Annotated in this window: 17 protein-coding genes; 13 read left to right on the top strand and 4 right to left on the bottom strand. The window is 38.2% G+C overall.

Annotation, left to right across the window (positions count from 1 at the left end; all coding sequences use genetic code 11):
* Positions 1-40: 40 nt before the first annotated feature.
* From PaeCFBP13512_RS04380 to PaeCFBP13512_RS04365, 4 genes are all read left to right on the top strand, one after another.
* Positions 41-937: an SDR family oxidoreductase gene (locus PaeCFBP13512_RS04380; RefSeq protein ID WP_069326843.1), complete on the top strand. Its 897-nt coding sequence runs from the start codon at positions 41-43 to the stop codon at positions 935-937.
* A 139-nt stretch (positions 938-1076) separates the two neighbouring features.
* Positions 1077-1736 carry a M48 family metallopeptidase gene (locus tag PaeCFBP13512_RS04375; protein ID WP_137221385.1) on the top strand — a complete coding sequence of 220 codons (660 nt, stop codon included), beginning with the start codon at positions 1077-1079 and terminating at the stop codon, positions 1734-1736.
* A 58-nt stretch (positions 1737-1794) separates the two neighbouring features.
* Positions 1795-2343, top strand: a complete 549-nt coding sequence (locus PaeCFBP13512_RS04370) for a GNAT family N-acetyltransferase (RefSeq protein WP_137221383.1) — start codon at positions 1795-1797, stop codon at positions 2341-2343.
* Positions 2344-2479: 136 nt separating this feature from the next.
* Positions 2480-2833: a hypothetical protein gene (locus PaeCFBP13512_RS04365; RefSeq protein WP_137221381.1), complete on the top strand. Its 354-nt coding sequence runs from the start codon at positions 2480-2482 to the stop codon at positions 2831-2833.
* Positions 2834-2894: 61 nt separating this feature from the next.
* On the opposite strand, the gene PaeCFBP13512_RS04360 is transcribed toward PaeCFBP13512_RS04365, so the two are convergent.
* Positions 2895-4616, bottom strand: coding sequence for a cellulase family glycosylhydrolase (locus tag PaeCFBP13512_RS04360; protein WP_137221379.1), 1722 nt, complete (start codon positions 4614-4616; stop codon positions 2895-2897).
* 462 nt (positions 4617-5078) lie between these two features.
* On the opposite strand from PaeCFBP13512_RS04360, the gene PaeCFBP13512_RS04355 reads away from it, so the two are divergent.
* From PaeCFBP13512_RS04355 to PaeCFBP13512_RS04330, 6 genes are all read left to right on the top strand, one after another.
* The gene (locus PaeCFBP13512_RS04355) at positions 5079-5696 is read left to right on the top strand and encodes a TetR/AcrR family transcriptional regulator (protein WP_069326838.1); all 618 of its coding nucleotides are present in this window, start codon (positions 5079-5081) and stop codon (positions 5694-5696) included.
* 160 nt (positions 5697-5856) lie between these two features.
* Entirely contained in the window at positions 5857-6510 is a 654-nt protein-coding gene (locus PaeCFBP13512_RS04350) for an HlyD family secretion protein (protein ID WP_069326837.1), read from the top strand.
* A 12-nt stretch (positions 6511-6522) separates the two neighbouring features.
* The gene (locus tag PaeCFBP13512_RS04345) at positions 6523-8040 is read left to right on the top strand and encodes a DHA2 family efflux MFS transporter permease subunit (protein WP_069326836.1); all 1518 of its coding nucleotides are present in this window, start codon (positions 6523-6525) and stop codon (positions 8038-8040) included.
* A 69-nt stretch (positions 8041-8109) separates the two neighbouring features.
* A complete protein-coding gene (locus PaeCFBP13512_RS04340) occupies positions 8110-9624 on the top strand; it encodes an efflux RND transporter periplasmic adaptor subunit (protein WP_137221377.1) in 1515 nt (504 codons plus the stop codon).
* Between the two features lie 173 nt (positions 9625-9797).
* A complete protein-coding gene (locus PaeCFBP13512_RS04335; protein WP_137221376.1) occupies positions 9798-10328 on the top strand; it encodes a GrpB family protein in 531 nt (176 codons plus the stop codon).
* Positions 10329-10347: 19 nt separating this feature from the next.
* Positions 10348-10881 carry a hypothetical protein gene (locus tag PaeCFBP13512_RS04330; RefSeq protein ID WP_137221374.1) on the top strand — a complete coding sequence of 178 codons (534 nt, stop codon included), beginning with the start codon at positions 10348-10350 and terminating at the stop codon, positions 10879-10881.
* A gap of 86 nt (positions 10882-10967) precedes the next feature.
* Here the strand turns inward: PaeCFBP13512_RS04330 and PaeCFBP13512_RS04325 are convergent, their stop codons facing one another.
* Complete coding sequence (locus tag PaeCFBP13512_RS04325; protein ID WP_069326832.1) at positions 10968-12158, bottom strand: MFS transporter; 1191 nt, start codon at positions 12156-12158, stop codon at positions 10968-10970.
* 156 nt (positions 12159-12314) lie between these two features.
* The gene (locus PaeCFBP13512_RS04320) at positions 12315-12917 is read right to left on the bottom strand and encodes a TetR/AcrR family transcriptional regulator (protein ID WP_137221372.1); all 603 of its coding nucleotides are present in this window, start codon (positions 12915-12917) and stop codon (positions 12315-12317) included.
* A gap of 274 nt (positions 12918-13191) precedes the next feature.
* Between PaeCFBP13512_RS04320 and PaeCFBP13512_RS04315 the strand changes: the two genes are divergently transcribed.
* Complete coding sequence (locus tag PaeCFBP13512_RS04315; RefSeq protein ID WP_161594205.1) at positions 13192-16179, top strand: S-layer homology domain-containing protein; 2988 nt, start codon at positions 13192-13194, stop codon at positions 16177-16179.
* A gap of 83 nt (positions 16180-16262) precedes the next feature.
* On the opposite strand, the gene PaeCFBP13512_RS04310 is transcribed toward PaeCFBP13512_RS04315, so the two are convergent.
* The gene (locus tag PaeCFBP13512_RS04310) at positions 16263-16718 is read right to left on the bottom strand and encodes a MerR family transcriptional regulator (RefSeq protein ID WP_137221368.1); all 456 of its coding nucleotides are present in this window, start codon (positions 16716-16718) and stop codon (positions 16263-16265) included.
* A gap of 165 nt (positions 16719-16883) precedes the next feature.
* On the opposite strand from PaeCFBP13512_RS04310, the gene PaeCFBP13512_RS04305 reads away from it, so the two are divergent.
* A complete protein-coding gene (locus tag PaeCFBP13512_RS04305; RefSeq protein WP_137221366.1) occupies positions 16884-17738 on the top strand; it encodes an SDR family NAD(P)-dependent oxidoreductase in 855 nt (284 codons plus the stop codon).
* A 102-nt stretch (positions 17739-17840) separates the two neighbouring features.
* A complete protein-coding gene (locus PaeCFBP13512_RS04300) occupies positions 17841-18716 on the top strand; it encodes an aminoglycoside 6-adenylyltransferase (protein WP_137221364.1) in 876 nt (291 codons plus the stop codon).
* Positions 18717-18774: the final 58 nt, after the last annotated feature.

Below are 18774 nucleotides of genomic sequence, written 5' to 3'. Positions count from 1 at the left end.
CGACCAATATAAACATCATCTCAGAGGAGGAAATTCAATCATGGCTGACCAATATCAAAAGCAAGATCCAACGACTCAACATCCTAAGGCAAATGAAGACTGGCAACAAAAACAACCAGAACCTGGTTTGCAAAAAGATATGACTCCAATTCCAGATTCTGGAGAAACGAGTTACCGTGGTACAGGTCGCTTAACAGGACGCAAAGCTTTGGTTACAGGAGCAGATAGTGGTATCGGACGCGCAGCAGCAATCGCTTTTGCTCGTGAAGGTGCAGACGTTGTAATTTCGTATCTACCTGAAGAAGAAGCAGATGCTCAAGAAGTCGTGAAATTGATCGAAGAATCAGGTCAAAAAGCATATGCAATGCCTGGCGATCTTAAAGATGAGCAATACTGTGAACAATTGATCGAAGACACTGTAGCTAAATTAGGCGGAATCGATATTCTAGCTAACGTAGCAGGTAAACAGCAGTTTGTTGAATCGATTGCTGATCTAACTACAGAACAATTTGATGCTACATTCAAAACAAACGTATATTCTCTATTCTGGTTGTGCAAAGCAGCGATCAAGCATATGCAACCAGGTAGTTCAATTATTAATACATCATCGATCCAAGCGTACTCTCCTTCACCAGGATTGCTGGATTATGCAACAACTAAAGGTTCAATCAATGTATTCAGTAAAGCACTGGCACAACAAGTTGGTGAAAAAGGTATCCGTGTCAACGTGGTAGCACCAGGTCCAGTATGGACACCGCTACAAGTGGCAGGCGGACAACCAACAGAAGCATTGAAAGAATTCGGTTCTAACACACCACTTGGACGTGCAGGACAGCCGGTAGAAATGGCTCCAGCATATGTATTCTTAGCTAGCCAAGAATCTAGCTATGTGAGTGGCGAGACGATCAATGCTAACGGTGGTATGGTTAGTCCATAACTCGTTGACTATACTCATAAATACAACCATATTATAGATACGAAGAGGGGCATACAGCCTCTCTTTTTTTGTTTTGGCATCATAGAATGATATGATAAGAAGTAAAATCCTATATTTTATAGTAGAAAAGAGAATGTCTATGAAAATACAATTCGATGAGCGCACAATTGAATTTAATGTGCAATATAGCAAGCGTATGAAGATAGCGATTCAGCTTGAAACGATTGGGCTTATTACAGTCAAAGCTCCTAATGGAACCCCGGAAGAAGATATTTTGCGGGTGATGGAGCGAAATAAGCAATGGCTGTTGGATAATACAAGTAAGCTAGATCAAGCTAAAGCGAATGCGGTTCCTCAAGCCAAAGAATATGAAGAACAAGGGCAGTTTTTATATTTAGGGAAAAAGTATTTTTTGCATGAGCTTATTGAAGTTGGCGATGCCAGTGAAGAAGAATTACGCCAGAAGCTGAAAAAGTTTTATTTTACCAGTTGTAAAAAAATTGTTCTCGAACGTATTGAAGGTTACCAAAAGCAACTACGGGTAAAGCCAAAAAGTATCGATATCGAAGAATCGACCACCAAATGGGGAAGTTGTCATTCGAGCAAAAAAATCACTTTTAATTACCGCCTTGCTATGGCTCCGATAGAAGTGATCGATTATGTAATTGTGCACGAACTTTGTCATTTACTTCATATGAACCATGATCGTTCTTTTTGGAGAAAATTAGGCAGTATTATGCCAGATTACAAAGACAAAGAAGAGTATCTAGCAAGACATGGACAGCATATGACACTTTAGTTTGTGAAGTTGAAAAGGGCAAAAGTAAACAGTACATTTAAATTAAAGGAGCCGGAACATGATATTACATTCAGAACATTTAACGATTAAACCGCTTGTGAAAGAAGATATAGCTTCATTGCTTGCTTTAGAGGTGAACAATAGAGAATTTTTCAAAGCTTTTGCTGGCACACGTAACGAATTCTTCTATACATACGAAGGTCAAGCTGAACGCGTTCACCGCTTTTTAGAGTCAAGTGAACAAGATACAAGCTATTGTTTTCTTATTTTTCTCAAAGATACAGACACTGTGATCGGCGAAGTGATTTTGTCTGAAGTGGTACGAGGTAATCTACAAAGTGGTTGGATCGGGTACTTTCTTGATCAAACGTACAATGGTAAAGGGTATATGAGTGAAGCGGTCAAAGTGATCGTACAACATGCCTTTAGTGAGTTGGGACTACATCGTATCGAAGCAGGTGTGATGCCTCACAATATTGGATCGATCAAAGTATTGTTAAAAGCAGGATTTACTAAAGAAGGCATTGCTCGTAAAAATGTGAAAATTGATGGCGTCTGGCAAGATCATATCACGCTCGCTATTATTGAAGAAGATTTACAAAAATAACTTTAAAGAAAAGCTATACACTTCACAAATGATATGAATATTAATTTCAATTAAAAAACTCTGATGGATAAAATTAGTATATAATAAAAGGTAATACTAATATGATATCTGGGAGATGTTGAATTTGGAAAAGCTGATGGAAACTTACATAGATCAGGTTTCTAACCAATTTCAAGAGTGTGTGTACAACGTATTGAAGCAACTCCATGAAGTCGTAGGGGTAAATATCGATATTTTGAAAGAGCATAACTCGGAGGAATTGTTAGCAGATATGTTTCGTAGAGGATATTATATCGAGACAGTCACCGATCATTGGAAAGATGAACATCAGACGGTGTATTACCATTTAAAGTGTGAACATGAAATTATATTATCTGGTCGAATCATCTGGAGAGTGGAAGGGTATCATACTCATTTTTTAGCGGATTTGGGTAAGAAAGTGGATGATATCTGGACAAGTATCGATGAATTAGAATTGGAAGAATTGTAAACAGAACAAAGGCAAGCTTGCGGATATATTAACCGTAGCTTGCCTTTGTTGTTTTATTATTTTAAGATGTTTTACCGACTACGCTTGATCCACTCTTCGTGATTTTGTAATTAACAACATCACCATTCCAGAAGTAGAATTTGAGTAGAACTTCGCCATCGTTGGTTTCTTTGAAAAAGTCTGGTGTTAATTTGATCACGTTGGCACTATAATCCGGGCTGAAAGCTGTTGCGAATTCTTTATAAGATGTCCAGTTTTGCGGCCCTGCATTTCCACCACTTGTATACGTAGCTTCCATTGTCGCTAGCTGATTACCATTGAAAGTCGTAGGGATAGCAAATGAACTGGTTGTGCCTGTTGTAGCACTCACTTTCGGTGTATCATACGAGATCACATTAAAGTTCCAGTTGGCACCTTTGTTAAATTTAGCTGTTAGTGTAGCATTGACTCCTAATTTACCTGAAGCCAGCAACTTGGTCACTAGACTGGATTTGATAACAAGGGTATCTCCACTGATCGTATAATCGGTACCTTTAACCAGTGTAGTACTACCATTGGAAAGGGAACTGAATGTATTACCATTGAGATTCAATTTCACTGTTTTGTCTTGGATTGCTGCTCCTTTTTTGAAGTACAGCAAGTCTGTCTCAGCAGTAGAAGAACGTCCTGTCCAACCTGCTTTCATCACATTATATAGTTCAGGATCTGACCATTTGTAGGCTGTACGGCTAAAGTGCTGTCCGTTATCCCATAGCATCGTGGTCATGTTTTTTTGACGTACATAGTTAGAAAAGAATTCAAAGAATTTCAGTTTTTCGCCTTGTTCGATAACGCCTGTATTTTTGTCGAAGCCGAGCAATCCGAATTCGCCAATAACGACTGGAATGCCTTTAGCAACAAATGAGTTGTAGACACGATCAAAGGTATCAGTGATATCTTTTTGCGTATCTGCTTCAAATTTCGTATAACCAGCAATATTTACACTGAACGGCCAGAAGCCATAATAGTGAACCGTAGCAATAATGTTAGGATCTTTTAATTTAGCAATCGTCTGGGATAGTGCATCCAGATCTGCTTGTGTTGAAGAAGTAGCTAGAGTAGGAAGAACAATTGCACGTGTTGCATTATTTCCACCGGATGCTCTTACGATTTTGTGGAAAGAAGTATTTAGCTCATCTAGCAATTTGTAAGCTGTAGCAGGATCGGTTGTTCCGCCTTCTGTAAAGCGAGGTTCGTTAATACTTTCAAACATCAACTTACTAGAAGAAGCTTTGAAGCGATCAGCAATCTGTGTCCATACCGCATTGTAACGGGCAAGTACAGCATCATGATCTCGTCCCATATAACTTGTCCATAACCAGGAATCATGATGGATATTGATCATGACATATAGATTCGCATCCAATGCCCAATTCACTACTTCTTGTACACGATTCATGTAAGCAGCATCAATTGTATAGTTAGGTGCACTGCCTGTATGTTGATCCCAAGTCACAGGAATACGAATACTTTTGTATCCTTGATTCGCAATCTGTTGAATCAATTCTTTGGTGACACGAGGGTTACCCCATGAAGTCTCATCTGCCCCTGTAGCATCCAGTGAATTCCCTAAATTCCAACCCGGTTGCATCGCACTGACATACGATTGAATACTTGTTGTCGCAGCAGCAGATAAAGATTGTTCTTCATCAGAAGCGGCTGAAGCCATTGAAGAAGAAAATAAAGAAAGGATCATAGCCGCAATCACAGTTAAAGAAAGATACGATTTGGATTTACGTTTCATTAATAAAGTCTCCTTTGTGAAAGTTATGGACAATCTGTAAACGTAATGATCTGTACATCTTGAAAACAAATAAACGTTTCCTTTGACAAACAGTCGTTGCAGGAACAGGTTATATAGGTAGAAGAAATGTTGTAAGCGATACCACCTCCCGCTAAATTAGTAATGAAAGCGTTTTCTAAATTGTAATATAGCATTGATTGTAGAAACAAAATACCATAAAAATTGGTAATAAATTCATACAAAAATTAGTGATTTTACCTATTTTAGAGCGAAAAATAAGATGCTACAATAGCAAAACTAACTTGCGAATAATGTAAATATAAGGATAAGGAAAGAAAATATGAAGATATGGAGCAGAACACTATTGACATGTGACACTGTGTCACATTATAATTGTTTATGTAATTTTTTACACTTGAAATAATATAATATGAACCGAAATGCTCAATTTGGAGTGAATCCATGCCTACTCAGACTTTTTTTAATTTGCCTAAGGAAAAACGGAAAGTGTTAATCGATGCAGCGTTCAAAGAATTTTCTAGAGCTTCGCTAGCAGATGCTTCTATTGCGAACATTATCAAAGAAGCTTGTATTCCTAGAGGAAGTTTTTATCAATATTTTGAGGATAAAGCAGATATTTTCTTTTATATTTTGGAAGAGTATAACAAGCACAATCGAGAGAAAGTGTTGTTGCTACTCAAAGAAAATGATGGTGATATTTTTATTGCTTTTAATGAATTTTTCAAAATGATGCTAGAACGATTTCAGCACCATGAATATCGCTATTTTGCTCAAAATATCTTTTTGAATATGAGTTATAAAGTAGAACATCGATTAGCACTGAATGTGAATGAACCGGCGGCCAAAGAACGTACCAATGAATTTATCCGCTCGATCAATCGAAGTCGTCTCAACGTAGCTGATGAAAAGGAAGTTCTTCATTTGACTAAAATTATTGTAGCGATCACGATTCAGAATTTTATCCGCTTTTTTGCAAAAGAAGTACCGTTGGATGAAATTATTGGCTACTACGAGTTGGAATTAGATTTATTGAAGCGAGGCTTGAGTATCGACAAATAAGGAATAGAGATGACTTTTCAAATTAGAAATCATCTTATTCCTTGTCTTTGTGTACTTGGAGAAGAAAGGCATAATGACTGTAAGATTGACGTTCATAACAAGTATGTTTAAGAGTGCTTGTTGTAACAATAAAAAAAGTTGAACTACAGGGGTGGAGTAAGTGAGAAGGAAGATTGTATTGTCAATTCTCATCGTGTTACTAGTTATTAGCGGTGGCACGTTAGGTTATTATTACTGGTATCAAGGAACTCATTTCGTCAAAACAGAAGATGCTCGTATTTCAGCAACACAATACAAAGTAATGCCACAGATTACAGCTGAACTCAATCATATTGATGTTGAAGAAGGCGATGTACTGAAACAAAACGAACCGATTGCAGAGCAAGATGTATCTGGTCTAGATTCTAGCATGATTAGCAAATCGGTATTACGTGCTCCTATTGATGGCACAGTGCTCAAAATTTATTCCAAAGAACATGAGATTGGTACACCTAGTTCTCCTGTAGCGATTATGGCAGATATGAATGATCTATATGTATCAAGCAATATTGAAGAAACAGATATTAACCGTATTAAACCAGGTCAAGTGGTTGATGTCTCGTTAGATGCAGATGGAGACTACACGATTCAAGGTAAAATTCGCAAAATTGGTGAAGCGTCTAACTCGGTCTTTGCTAATATTGCGGCAACCAATACAAGTGGTAACTTTAACAAAGTCACACAACGTATTCCTGTAGAGATTGCTCTGAATGTACCGAAAGACATGAAATTGATTCCTGGAACAAATGTGGTTGTGAAAATTCATACATCGTAAGGAGAGGTTTATGTGGCTGACACTGTTGTTGCCGCCGCTCCTCCCGCAGATTCGCCCAGAGAACGCTGGCTTGCTTTTATCGCAATTATATTAGGAGCTTTTGTCGCTATTTTGAATAACAGTCTGATCAATGTAGCGATTCCTCAGTTGACCACAGATTTAGGATCAACAACGTCACGGATTCAATGGGTGATTACCGGCTATACTCTCGCATCAGGAATAATTGTTCCGATCACGGGATTTATGGAGCAGCGCATTGGTTATAAGAAATTTTTGATCGCTGCACTTAGTGTGTTTACATTAGGAACAGCATTTTGTATTTTTGCATGGAGTGATTCGTCGTTAATCGCTGCACGTATTTTGGCAGGATTAGGTGGCGGTGTAATTATGCCGCTAAGTATGACGATCGTATATAAAATTATGCCACGTGAACAGATCGGTATGGCACTTGGGATCTGGGGCGTAGCTGCAATGGCTGCACCTGCTATCGGTCCTACACTGAGTGGATACTTGATTGAATGGTTTAACTGGCGTTTCCTATTTATCGTCTGTATTCCTGTAGCGTTATTCGCTATTTTGATGGTAATCGTATTGATCAAAGAACCGCCTAAAGGCGCTAGAGTTAAGTTCGACTTAGCTGGATTTTTACTAGCAGCTACTTGTGCAGGAACATTGCTTTACGCACTATCTAGCGGTTCAAGCGATGGTTGGAGTTCTTTCAAAATTGTAGGATTATTCTTCGTCGCTTTCTGGTCATTGGTCTTTTTGATTTTTGTCGAAAGTGGCAAAGACAATCCGGTTATCGATATTTCTTTATTTAAAAATTATAAATTTACGATTAGTGTGATCACTTCAAGTTTTGTCATGATGGGGCTGTATGGAGGAACATTCTTATCTCCATTATTTTTACAAAATATTCAGTCCGTCTCGCCTGTGCATACAGGGATTATCTTATTACCGCAAGCAATTGCTATGGCTGTGATGATGCCGATTGCTGGTAAATTATTTGATAAAATTGGGATTGTACCGATTGCATTATTTGGCTTAACACTAACAAGCTTAATGACATATCATCTACACACACTGACTCCGGATACTTCACATCTATGGCTACAAGTGGTATTGATGTTCCGTGGTATGGGAATCGGGATCTGTATGATGCCTTTATCAACAGTAGGGATGAATGCTGTTGCACCGGAAAAAGTAGGTAAAGCATCGACGGCATCTAATCTAGTCCGTACGATAGCAGGTTCAATGGCAATTGCGATTTTGACGTTCTTAATGCAAAGTCGTACTGCTCTACATTCGCAACAAATCTCAGAATCGATCACACTCGATGGTGCACAATCGCTTCAATCGACATTGGGAAGTTCATGGGCGACCATTACCTCAGGGTTGATTACCCTTGATGCCTATTCTAGAGGGATAGCTGATACCTTCTTAGTATCATCGATTCCGCTATTTTGCTCGATTCCATTTATATTTTTATTTATTAGTCGACGTAAAGGTGTCAAAGCGATCAAAGAATAATCATATCCATAGATGCTTTCAGATCAGAAAGCTTTTCATCCAATATAGATAGAAAGAAAGGGAACACGAATGAAAAGAACAAAATGGGAATTACCATTAGCAGCATTACTGGTTGGAACCGTTGTGTTATCTGGCTGTTCTTCCAATAGTGCAGCGGCAACAACACAAGCGATGAACGTCACCGTCAAAGTTAGTCAGGCACAAAAAGGTTTAATCGGTAAAGGTGAAATTTATACAGGTACCGTGACACCTTCTGAGACCGTTAATATTATTCCAAAAATGGGTGGCAAAGTGGTATCACTACCTGTCGATATCGGAACAGAAGTTAAAAAAGGACAAGTGCTTCTCAAACTCGAAGACAATGATCTTCGCAACAATCTAGCAAAAGCACAAGCAGATGTAGCCGCGGCAGGAGCAGCAGTCAAAACGGCTCAAGATTCTCAGCAATCAGGTATGGTCTCTGCCAACTCTGGTGTAGTTAGCTCCAAAAGTGGGATCATTTCATCGAAAAGTGCAATCGATCAAGCAACAGGTTCGATCAACCAAGCCAATGGAGCAATCAATCAAGCAACCACAGCGGTAGAGCAAGCCAAAACAGCTGTATCGAGTGCAGCGAACAATATTAAGCAAACGACAGAAACATTATCTGCGGCGCAAAAGACATTAACACGTACCCAATCCCTATTTCAAAATGGATTAGCTACTCAAGCTCAATTGGAACAAGCACAGACCGCTCAAGCAACAGCGCAAACGGCAAATGATAATGCTAAAAATGCACAGGTTAATGCGCAAGAACAATTAAATGCAGCGCAAAAAGCATTAGTTATTGCGAAGAAAAATTTGAGTACGGCTCAAAGTGCGTATCAAAATGCAACCAGCAGTTATGAGAATGCTAACAGTGGTTATAGCAATGCACAGAAACAACTAGAAGTGTCACAAAGCACTTCAGGTATTGAAGCCAGTCAGCAAAAGCAAAAACAAGCTGAATTGAATGTAAATATTGCTCAAGATGCTCTAGATGATGCTGTTGTGACTTCACCCATCAACGGTATTATCGGTACTAAAAATGCAGAAGTGGGCGAAATGGCATCTACATCTTCACCGGCACTTGTTATTGCCAATCTAAGTACAGTGAATACATTGATCTATGTTCCAGCAGATCAAATCAATAACGTTAAAATTGGTGATCCTGTACAAGTACGAGTGACTTCATCCAATATTCTCAAAACAGGTAAAGTGAAAAATATCAGTCCATTGGATGATAGTGGTAAAGGATATCCTGTCAAAATCGCTGTATCCAATGCAGATAATAAGCTTAAATCTGGTATGTTAGCAGATATTAGCTTTGTCGATGCAAGTGCCAAAGAAGGAATTATTGTTCCTTCCAAAGCGATCCAAACGATTGATGGCAAATCGTATGTCTATGTGGTACAAAAAAATGTAGCCATTCGTAAGCAAGTGACTTTAGGCAAAGCAACAGGATCACAAGTATTTATCAATAGTGGTCTAAATGATGGAGATACCGTCATCACAAATAATCTTGCTTTATTAGAAGATAAAAACCCGATCACTGTTTCGCAATAATGAGTTTTGAATAAAAAAGGTTAATTCATTAGAGTGATGAAGTGAATCTATAAAAGTAGTCTAATAGCGCTTTGAACAGGTATAATTCTGTTTGAAGCGTTATTTTTTTATTATCAGATAATAGATCAGTATAGAATGATATACACTTGAACAGTATAAAGGAGGTACGAACAATGATAGACATTCAAGTATACAATCCCAAGTGGGCAGAACAGTTTGAACAGATTAAACACATTTTAACGAAGCAATTACAAGAATTAATGCTACATATTGAGCATGTCGGTAGTACTTCGATTGTAGGGCAAATAGCCAAGCCTATTTTAGATATCGTCGTTGTAATCCCGAGTAGACAGCAATTGCCAGAGGTTATTACAGCATTGAGTCTATTGGGCTATCATTATCGAGGAGATTTAGGGGTAGAAGGCAGAGAAGCTTTTGGACGAATAGATGATTATGTTCCCTGGCAACCCGATCAACAAGTCTGGATGAATCAACATTTATATGTATGTGCTCAAGATAATCTGGAATTACATAGACACCTTACTTTTCGCAATTATCTTCGTCAGCATCCTGATGAAGTTATCGCTTACGGGCAACTGAAGCAACAGATTATTAAGCAAACAGAAGACCGTGAACAATACACAATACTCAAGACTGATTTTGTAGAAGGAATTTTAGCCAAAGCGAATCGATCATCATTTTGAATAGAAGGAGGAGAAGCTAATGTGGAATAGGAAAAAGAAAAACCAACCTCTTCATACACCTCTATCAGAGCAGCAATTATGGGAACGCTACTTTTTTGAACGTCATTCATTGGATACATTGTTGGAATGGTCTAAACGATTGAAGTATTTTCGATATTGTCGAGCTTATGGAGGACATGTGGGAGATGGCGATTGTCTTTTGATTGCGATTCGGATTCAGTCAGAAGAAGAATTACATGAAGTGTTTGAACAGTTAGATCTACCGATGATAGGGATATCACCGGATTCATCTAGTTCTACTACAGCAAAGTGGACATATCCACAAATAGAACATCCCAAACATGTAATCATTGCAGGCGTAAAAGCTTTTATTTGGATGTATCCTGATCGTATGAAGCTCAGTATTACGAATCTAGAACACCCTGTAGAAGTAACAGAAACCAGTGTAGTTGCCGCAGAACGATTAGAACCTTATTTAACACCATTGGTACATCTGATGATCGATCCTCCGCAAGATGATCGTTATTGTTTTATAGCAGAAGATTGGCGATAACGAAAGCAAAAAAGAGTATCTACAGCGATCTGCTGAATAGATACTCTTTTGGTATGATTAGATATGGTGGTGATTAAATAGGGTGTTTATACATCAAGCTTCTTCGTATTACGCGATAGAATAAAGCATAGGAATAATACAATCGCTGCCGCCATATAAGGGAAGCCAATATTGATATCAAATAATAATCCAGCGACAATCGGCCCTGCAATATTACCCAGACTGCTATACGCGGAGTTCAGACCAGCGACATAACCTTGCTGATTATGAGCAATTTTGGATAATTGTGTACTGATCGCAGGTCTTAGAATATCGATCGATAAGAATACAATAAAAGTAACGACTAATATCATCCAGTACTGATTGACAAATAACGTTAACAGTACGAATAGTGATGCGAACACAAGACACCATGAAATGACTTTCTTCTCACCAAATGTATTGACGATCCAGCCAAACGCACTGACCTGTACAACAGCCCCGGCAATCGAACCGAAGGTAATAATAAAGGCGATATCTTTTGGTGTAAATCCAAACTTATGATCGACAAACAATCCGAATACCGTCTCATAATTGGCTAATCCGAAAGACATAACGAACACGATCACCAGACTAAGGAAATACGATTCACGATAGGAATGAATCAATTGTAAAAACATATTTGGTTGCTTGGTAAGAGAGGCTTCAGCGATTGTTGCTTTGCGCTTCTCTGCTGTTAATGATTCAGGCAATACCAATAAGGTAATTACAGCTGCAATCGCTGCGGCTATACCTGCCGCATAGAATGGCACCCGAATACCAAATTCAGCAATATATCCCCCGATACCCGGACCAATAATGAATCCAGTCGTAATCGCCGCATTAATATAACCCATCCCTTTACCACGTTCTTCATCGGATGTGATATCAGCAGTGTACGCCATAACCGCAGGCATAATAAAGGCTGCGCCAATACCGCCTAACATCCGAGCAGCGAATAATAATGTAGGATCATTTGCAATCCCGAATAACCATTCCGATACAGCGAAAATAATCATACCGGATACGATCATTTTTTTACGTCCCCATGTATCAGATAATCGTCCAGCAATCGGGGAACAGATTAATTGACTGAATGAAAAAGCAGCCACCAGTAATCCGACCATACTACCATTAATATGAAGTTCATTCATATATGTAGGCATGATTGGAATGACTAAGCCTACGCCTGTAAAAATAAGAAAAATGTTGATCATCAGAAGCAGTATAGCACCTCTGTTACGAAGTAATAACGACATGAGTAAATCCTCCATCTATTCATTTAATCATTTTATAATACTGAACGTTCGGTCTGTAATATGTTAATAATAGAATAAGTTATGATACTGATCATCATAGATGAAGCTACATCAACATACTCTATTTTGGCTTGTTCTTGATTTACTTGTACATCGCTATGAAGTCATAGGTCTAGCTATACCATATAGCATCACAGTAACAGCTAATTCATATACATTCAAAGCTTCTTCAATACTCGCTTGACGAGACATCTGACCTAATCCAATAATCAGACTTTCCATAATAATAGCTAACTTAGCGGCATCGTTCGCTTTGAATTCTCCACTATCGATCCCTTGTTGAATTAATTGCTGGTTAAAGCTTAGATGAGAAGCCATCATGGTAGATACACGTTCTTCAACATCATTATCTTTTTCATCGCTATTAAAAAATTCATCTGCTGCTTTGGTAAGTGGATGACTGAGATCATCACGTACCAGATGTTCAGCAAGCCCATATATTTTTTGGACAGTGGTAGGATACAGATGTTCTTTTTCTTGCCATTTTTCTTCCCAATCCCGATTCCACTCATCCAGTAAATAAAGAAACAGACCTTCTTTACTTTTGAAATGGTAATAGATATTCCCTTTACTACTACCTGTAGCAGCTACGATATCTTCAATCGAAGTGGCTTTAAATCCTTTTTGTACAAATAAGGCACGAGCCGCATCTAACATTCTTTTTTTAGTTTGTTCGGTTTGCAATTGCTTTTTATTCACGAGTTTTCACTCCGATTCATTAAGTGTGCTGGATAACATTATAATAGAAGAAATAATACTGAACGTTTGTTCAGTATGTTAACAGAGAATTTTGAATTTGGCAAGTGGATCTTATTATATCTATTCCTTATCCATACAATTCCAATATAGGAAAAATCAATTCCCAAAATAAAAAATATGTAGTAATATGAAAGAATATGTCTATATACCTACGTCTAAAGTTATAAAATCAAATAATGCTTACATTTTATTGGGGGAATTCATGTTGGGGAATATGAAAAAGAGAAGTCACCAGTGGATCACATTATTGCTGAGTGTCGCTATTGTTTTGCCTACTTGGGGATTCACAGCAACACCAACTGCTCAAGCAAGTGATATTCAGAATCACTGGGCTAAGGATGTCATGACACAATGGCAAAGTAAAGGGTACATTAGTGGATTTCAAGATGGAAGTTTAAAACCAGATCAAAGTGTAACCAGATCACAGCTAGCGGCTATGATTAACAAAGCATTTGGATTTACTCAAACAAGTTCGATTGCGTACAAAGATGTACAATCTTCAGACTGGTTCTACCATGATGTAGCGATCGCCAAATCACAAGGATATATGGAAGGATACAAAAATAATACTTTCCATCCAGATCAAAAAGTTACACGTCAAGAATTAGCTGTTATTTTGACTTCTTTGAAAAAATTAAAGTCATCTAACTCTGCTGCTCAAATGAAAGATACCCTCTATAGTCCTTCATGGAGTAAAGGTTCGATTGGCGCAGTAATCGACAGTGGACTGATGAAAGGTGATGAAAAGGGGTTCCGTCCTAAAGATACAACGACTCGTGCAGAAGCTGTTACTGTCTTGGAGCGTTCTTTAGAATCGTCGGATACGAATAACTCATCCAAATCATCTTCTCCAACAACGATATACAATACAGCAGGTGTCTATGGGCCTGCATCCGGTCAACAACAAATAGCAGGTGATATGCAGTTAAATAGTGCTGGCAGTACGCTTCGCAATATGGTGATCGAAGGCGATCTTCTTTTAGGTGCAGGAATCGGCGAAGGGGATGCCATCTTAGATCATGTGACTGTTAAAGGAACAACGACTATTAATGGTGGTGGCATAAATAGTATCCATCTTCAAGATGCTACACTGCAAACAGCTGTTATCAATAAAAAAGATGGTAATGTACGTGTAGTGACTACAGGTGCAACAACTGTACAGCAGATGATTCTTCAATCTGGAGGTCTACTTGAAGAAAAAGGATTAACAACAGGAGCAGGATTTACAAATGTCGTCTTGTCCAATCAGATTCCATCGGGATCGACCGTTTCATTAAAGGGACGTATAGATAGTATGGACATTTCGTCATCCTCTGTGCTAACTCAATTGCTTACTGGTTCTGTCGATAGTCTGGCAGTGGCTTCAGGCACAACAGATAATAAGATTAGCACCACATCTTCATCATCGATCCAATCGTTGACGTTGAATAGTGCGGCTAAAGTCAGTGGTAATGGTACGATAGAAAAAGCATACATTAATGTAGCTGGATCCACGATCACACCACGAGTGAATCAGACGACAACCAGTGCAGGGGTAACCGCACTGATTGAAGGCGGTGTCGTTGGTGGCGAGCAAGCGGTGACCAATATTCGAAAAGAAGATAAGAAACATCAAGAATCTTCGACACCTGTCGTTGTACAACAACCTGTGCAAAGTTTGGATGTTAGAAATGGTCAAGCAATCTTACATTTGAACCAACCGACCAATGAATTATTGCTTAGTGATATGGAAGTGACAGCTACTTTAAATGATAAACCGTACACCCTAACGAATATTATTTATGATAGTGTTACAGGTGTAATCCAATTCGATCCTCTTAACTTAAAAGATAAATATAATAAAGTATTAGAGATTACAGTTACACCATCGTCTTCTTCAAGTCGTCTTTTAACGATTAGTAAAGGTGATCTACGTATCAATGGATTTACAGGTTTTATAGGAGAAGAACAGGGTGAATCCGTAGAAGGAATGACGATTCATTTTCGGCGGGGGTTGAATGTAACAGAAGGACCAATCGCAGCGACTGTTACAACCAATGAACATGGAGATTATAATGTTACGCTCCCACCAGGAGTATACACAGGTGAACTGATAAAAGAGGGTTTTATTCCTTCTTATCTAATAGCGACGTCTTTGGCAGAAGAATATAATTATGATCAAAGTGCTATTGTTTCAAGGATGCCAACAGAAGGTAAAATTAGTATTGTGTTAACATGGGATGAATTACCTTACGATGAAGATGCTCATTTGTTAGGACCTACACCCGATGGCTATGGATTCCATACTTCTACCGACAATAGACAATACAATTACCAGAATCAGAATTATGTATCTTTAGATACAGATAATATGAGTTCTTACGGACCAGAAGTGATCACTATTAAGAAACGTGTAGATGGCATATACACATTTTATGTACAAAATTATAGTGCGACTGCTAATAATGGAGCAGCATCAACATTGCGAAAATCATCAGCTACTGTAAAAGTATATAATGGAGCATACAGACTTCCAATGAAAACTTATCATATTCCTGTAGGCGATGGAGAAGAACCTTACTGGCATGTATTTGATATGAATGTAGATAATGATCAAGTTAGCTTCTTCGATCAAAATGTATTAGTTAATATACCACCCACCTCTATTTATCATCAATTACCTAATCAGGCAGAGATAGATATGCTTGATTTGGAACGAGAAATGGATTTGATTTCTTCCAATCAAGTCTTGGCTTATGATACACAGATGGATAAAGATATATCATTGCGATCATCAAATTCTTTGAATGATAATATTGCTATGTATATATCTGATATTGAATTGTTACCAACTCAAGTTAATGGACACCCGATAAGCGTTACTGATGATACGTATTTAGTAACTTCTGATTTTGAAGATACAATAATGTTATCTCAATATAATGGAAGTGCTTATACAGCAAATTATAATGTAACATTACATTTAACTCTTAGAGATGCTGATATAGAAACGACTATTGTAGTTCAATTACCTACTATAGATACATGGATTGAACAAGCCTCGGTAGAAGCTCAATCCAAGATCAATACGGCTACTGCTGGACAAGATATCACTGCATTACAAACAGCTTTAGATGGTAAAAATGCATTAACAAGTCATTCGACAACAGACGAAAAAATTGCTGTTTTAGAAAAACTAAATCAGGCTTTAATCTCTTTTTGAAAAGTATATAAATAGGCTGTAAACCCAAAAAGAACAAGTCTAGGCGTAATGCCTTTGACTTGTTCTTTTTGGGTTAAGGATGATTAAGAGACTGAGCTTTTCAAAAGGTTATGTCTGTTCAAAGGAACACGGTGATCTTGAGAATCACTCGTACAAGATGTTGCAGGAGGGCGCAAAGAAGGTGTACGTTCTAACACAATATCAATAAAATGAGATATCTGTTGCAACGATTGAATATGTTCCTGAATGGTATGTTGATGCTGTTGTAGCATATAATAAAGTTCAGGATAATCAGTTAGATCACTATCTAAAGATAACTGGACATACGGTCGCATTTCTTCCAAAGACAAACCTGTTTTTTTCAGACATAAGATTAATTTCATTTTTTCAATATTAGTATGATCGTATACACGGTGACCGTTAGATTTGCGATTCGGTTGTGGAAGTAATTGAATCTTCTCATAATAACGAATCGTATCTTCGGACAGTCCACTTTTATAGGCAGCTTCTTTGATTGAAAATGCTTCGGTTCGATTCATGCTGGATCACTCCTTTAAGATCATATGATTAGTGTACAACTTGGAGTTGACTCCAAGTCAATCTATTTATGTGAAGTTGACTTCGATTCGACTCCAAGTTGTAGAGTGAACTCAACCCTTTGTCATAAAGGGTGAAAATGGTTCATTTTAATAGGAGGAAAACAGATGGATACTAAATCTTTAGCACGGGTTGCTTGTATTACTGGAGCCAATCATGGAATTGGTCTTGCTTTGACTCATCGATTATTAGAGGAACAATGGCAGGTGATTGCGATTATTCGATCTTGCTTTGCTACGGATGATATACAGATTCAACAAGCTATCCAAGATCAGCGCTTACGTATTTATGTGGCTGATGTATCTGATTTTGAACAGTTACGAACAGCACTCACACAGATTCAAGCCCGAGAAACCCATATTGATATATTATATAATAATGCAGGTGGAAGTTATCCTGAATTAAGCTTTTCCCCGCAAGGACGTGAGCTTCACTTTGATACACAGACTGTAGCTCCCTATATTATTTTGAAAGAACTGGAGCAGCTACTTCAGCAGGGAAATCTACGTACGGTGATTAATACATCCAGCGCTGTATTTGCTACACGGTTAACATTTGATCCTGATCAGTTAGAACATCCGACAACATTTAAGCCTCTAATTGGTGCCTATGCAACAGCGAAGTTAGCTTTATCGCTGTGGACTTCTGAACGTGCTTCTGAATTTGAACATCTCAAAGGAATTAAGTTGTTAAGTGTTGATCCAGGTGGCAATAATACGCTACGTTCGGGTAAAAAATCAGGAATTCCGTTTTTTATCCAAATCCTGACTCGATTATTTTTTCCAGCTCCGACGCATGGAGCCTCTTTATTATATGACTCGGCTTTAGGAGAAAATCGTTCGTTATTGGTAGCAGGTGATTATATTGTTAAAGGCAAGACTACTCGGTTAAAGTTTAAACAGAGTGCATCTATAATCAGCGAGCGTGTGCATAGAATCTATGAGCAAGAGTATAAAAGATAAATAATCTCATCCTTTGGATATCCCATTAAAAGTAGTGGGCACTCAACAGAGTTGCTATATGTGCGAAGACATGTTTCTTTTCTAAAGAAAGGATGATCTCATATGCGTAATCAACAGCAGATGATGGATTTAATTATGCAATTTGCGGAGCAGGATGAACGGGTGCGGGTAGTAGCGATGAATGGGTCGCGTGTGAATACCAAAGTACCGGTCGATATTTTTCAAGATTACGATATCGTGTATCTGGTAACCGATGTGCAATCTTTTATAGAAGACTGTGATTGGACAGATTATTTTGGTGAAAAGATTATAATGCAAATGCCAGATGCTATGGGAGATTCGCTTGAAGATAATGATGGACGGTTTGCTTATTTGATGTTACTGGCGGATGGGAACCGAATTGATCTCAGATTATTTCCTCTGTCTCTTCAAGCGACTTATATTCATGAAGATAAGCTTATCGACGTACTGCTAGACAAAGATCAGCGGATGCCGGAACTTTTGCCACCGACAGATGAGGATTATCATATTACATCGCCAACCGCACAACAGTATGCTAATTGTTGTAATGAATTTTGGTGGGTATCGACGTATGCCGCTAAAGGGTTATGGAGACAGGAAATGATATACGTATTGGATCATCTCCATCTTTATATTCGTCCGATGGTATTGCAAATGTTAACATGGCAAGTAGGGATCGATACAGCATTCAAAGTGAGCATCGGGAAAAACCATAAGTATCTACAATCTTTTCTTGAACCATCTGTATGGACACAGTTATTAGCGACTTATCCTACTGCGGATGAAGAGAAGATCTGGCAAGCATTAGATGTAATGATGGATTTATTTCGGCAAACGGCTTGTGATGTCGCCAAGCAAATGAACTTTGAATATGATACTGTCCAAGATCAGAAGGTTCGTACGTATATGCATCATATTCGTTCTCTAAGTCCTGAAGCTCAAGATTTTGATTTATAAAATAGAAAGAATTATACTCGGATCTTATCATTCTGATGTATAGCAAAAAAGCCTTACT

This window comes from Paenibacillus sp. CFBP13512 (assembly GCF_005233705.1).
Taxonomy (GTDB): domain Bacteria; phylum Bacillota; class Bacilli; order Paenibacillales; family Paenibacillaceae; genus Saccharibacillus; species Saccharibacillus nuruki.
Note: the sequence above shows the minus strand (reverse complement) of the source record. Positions and strands in the feature narration are given on the sequence as shown.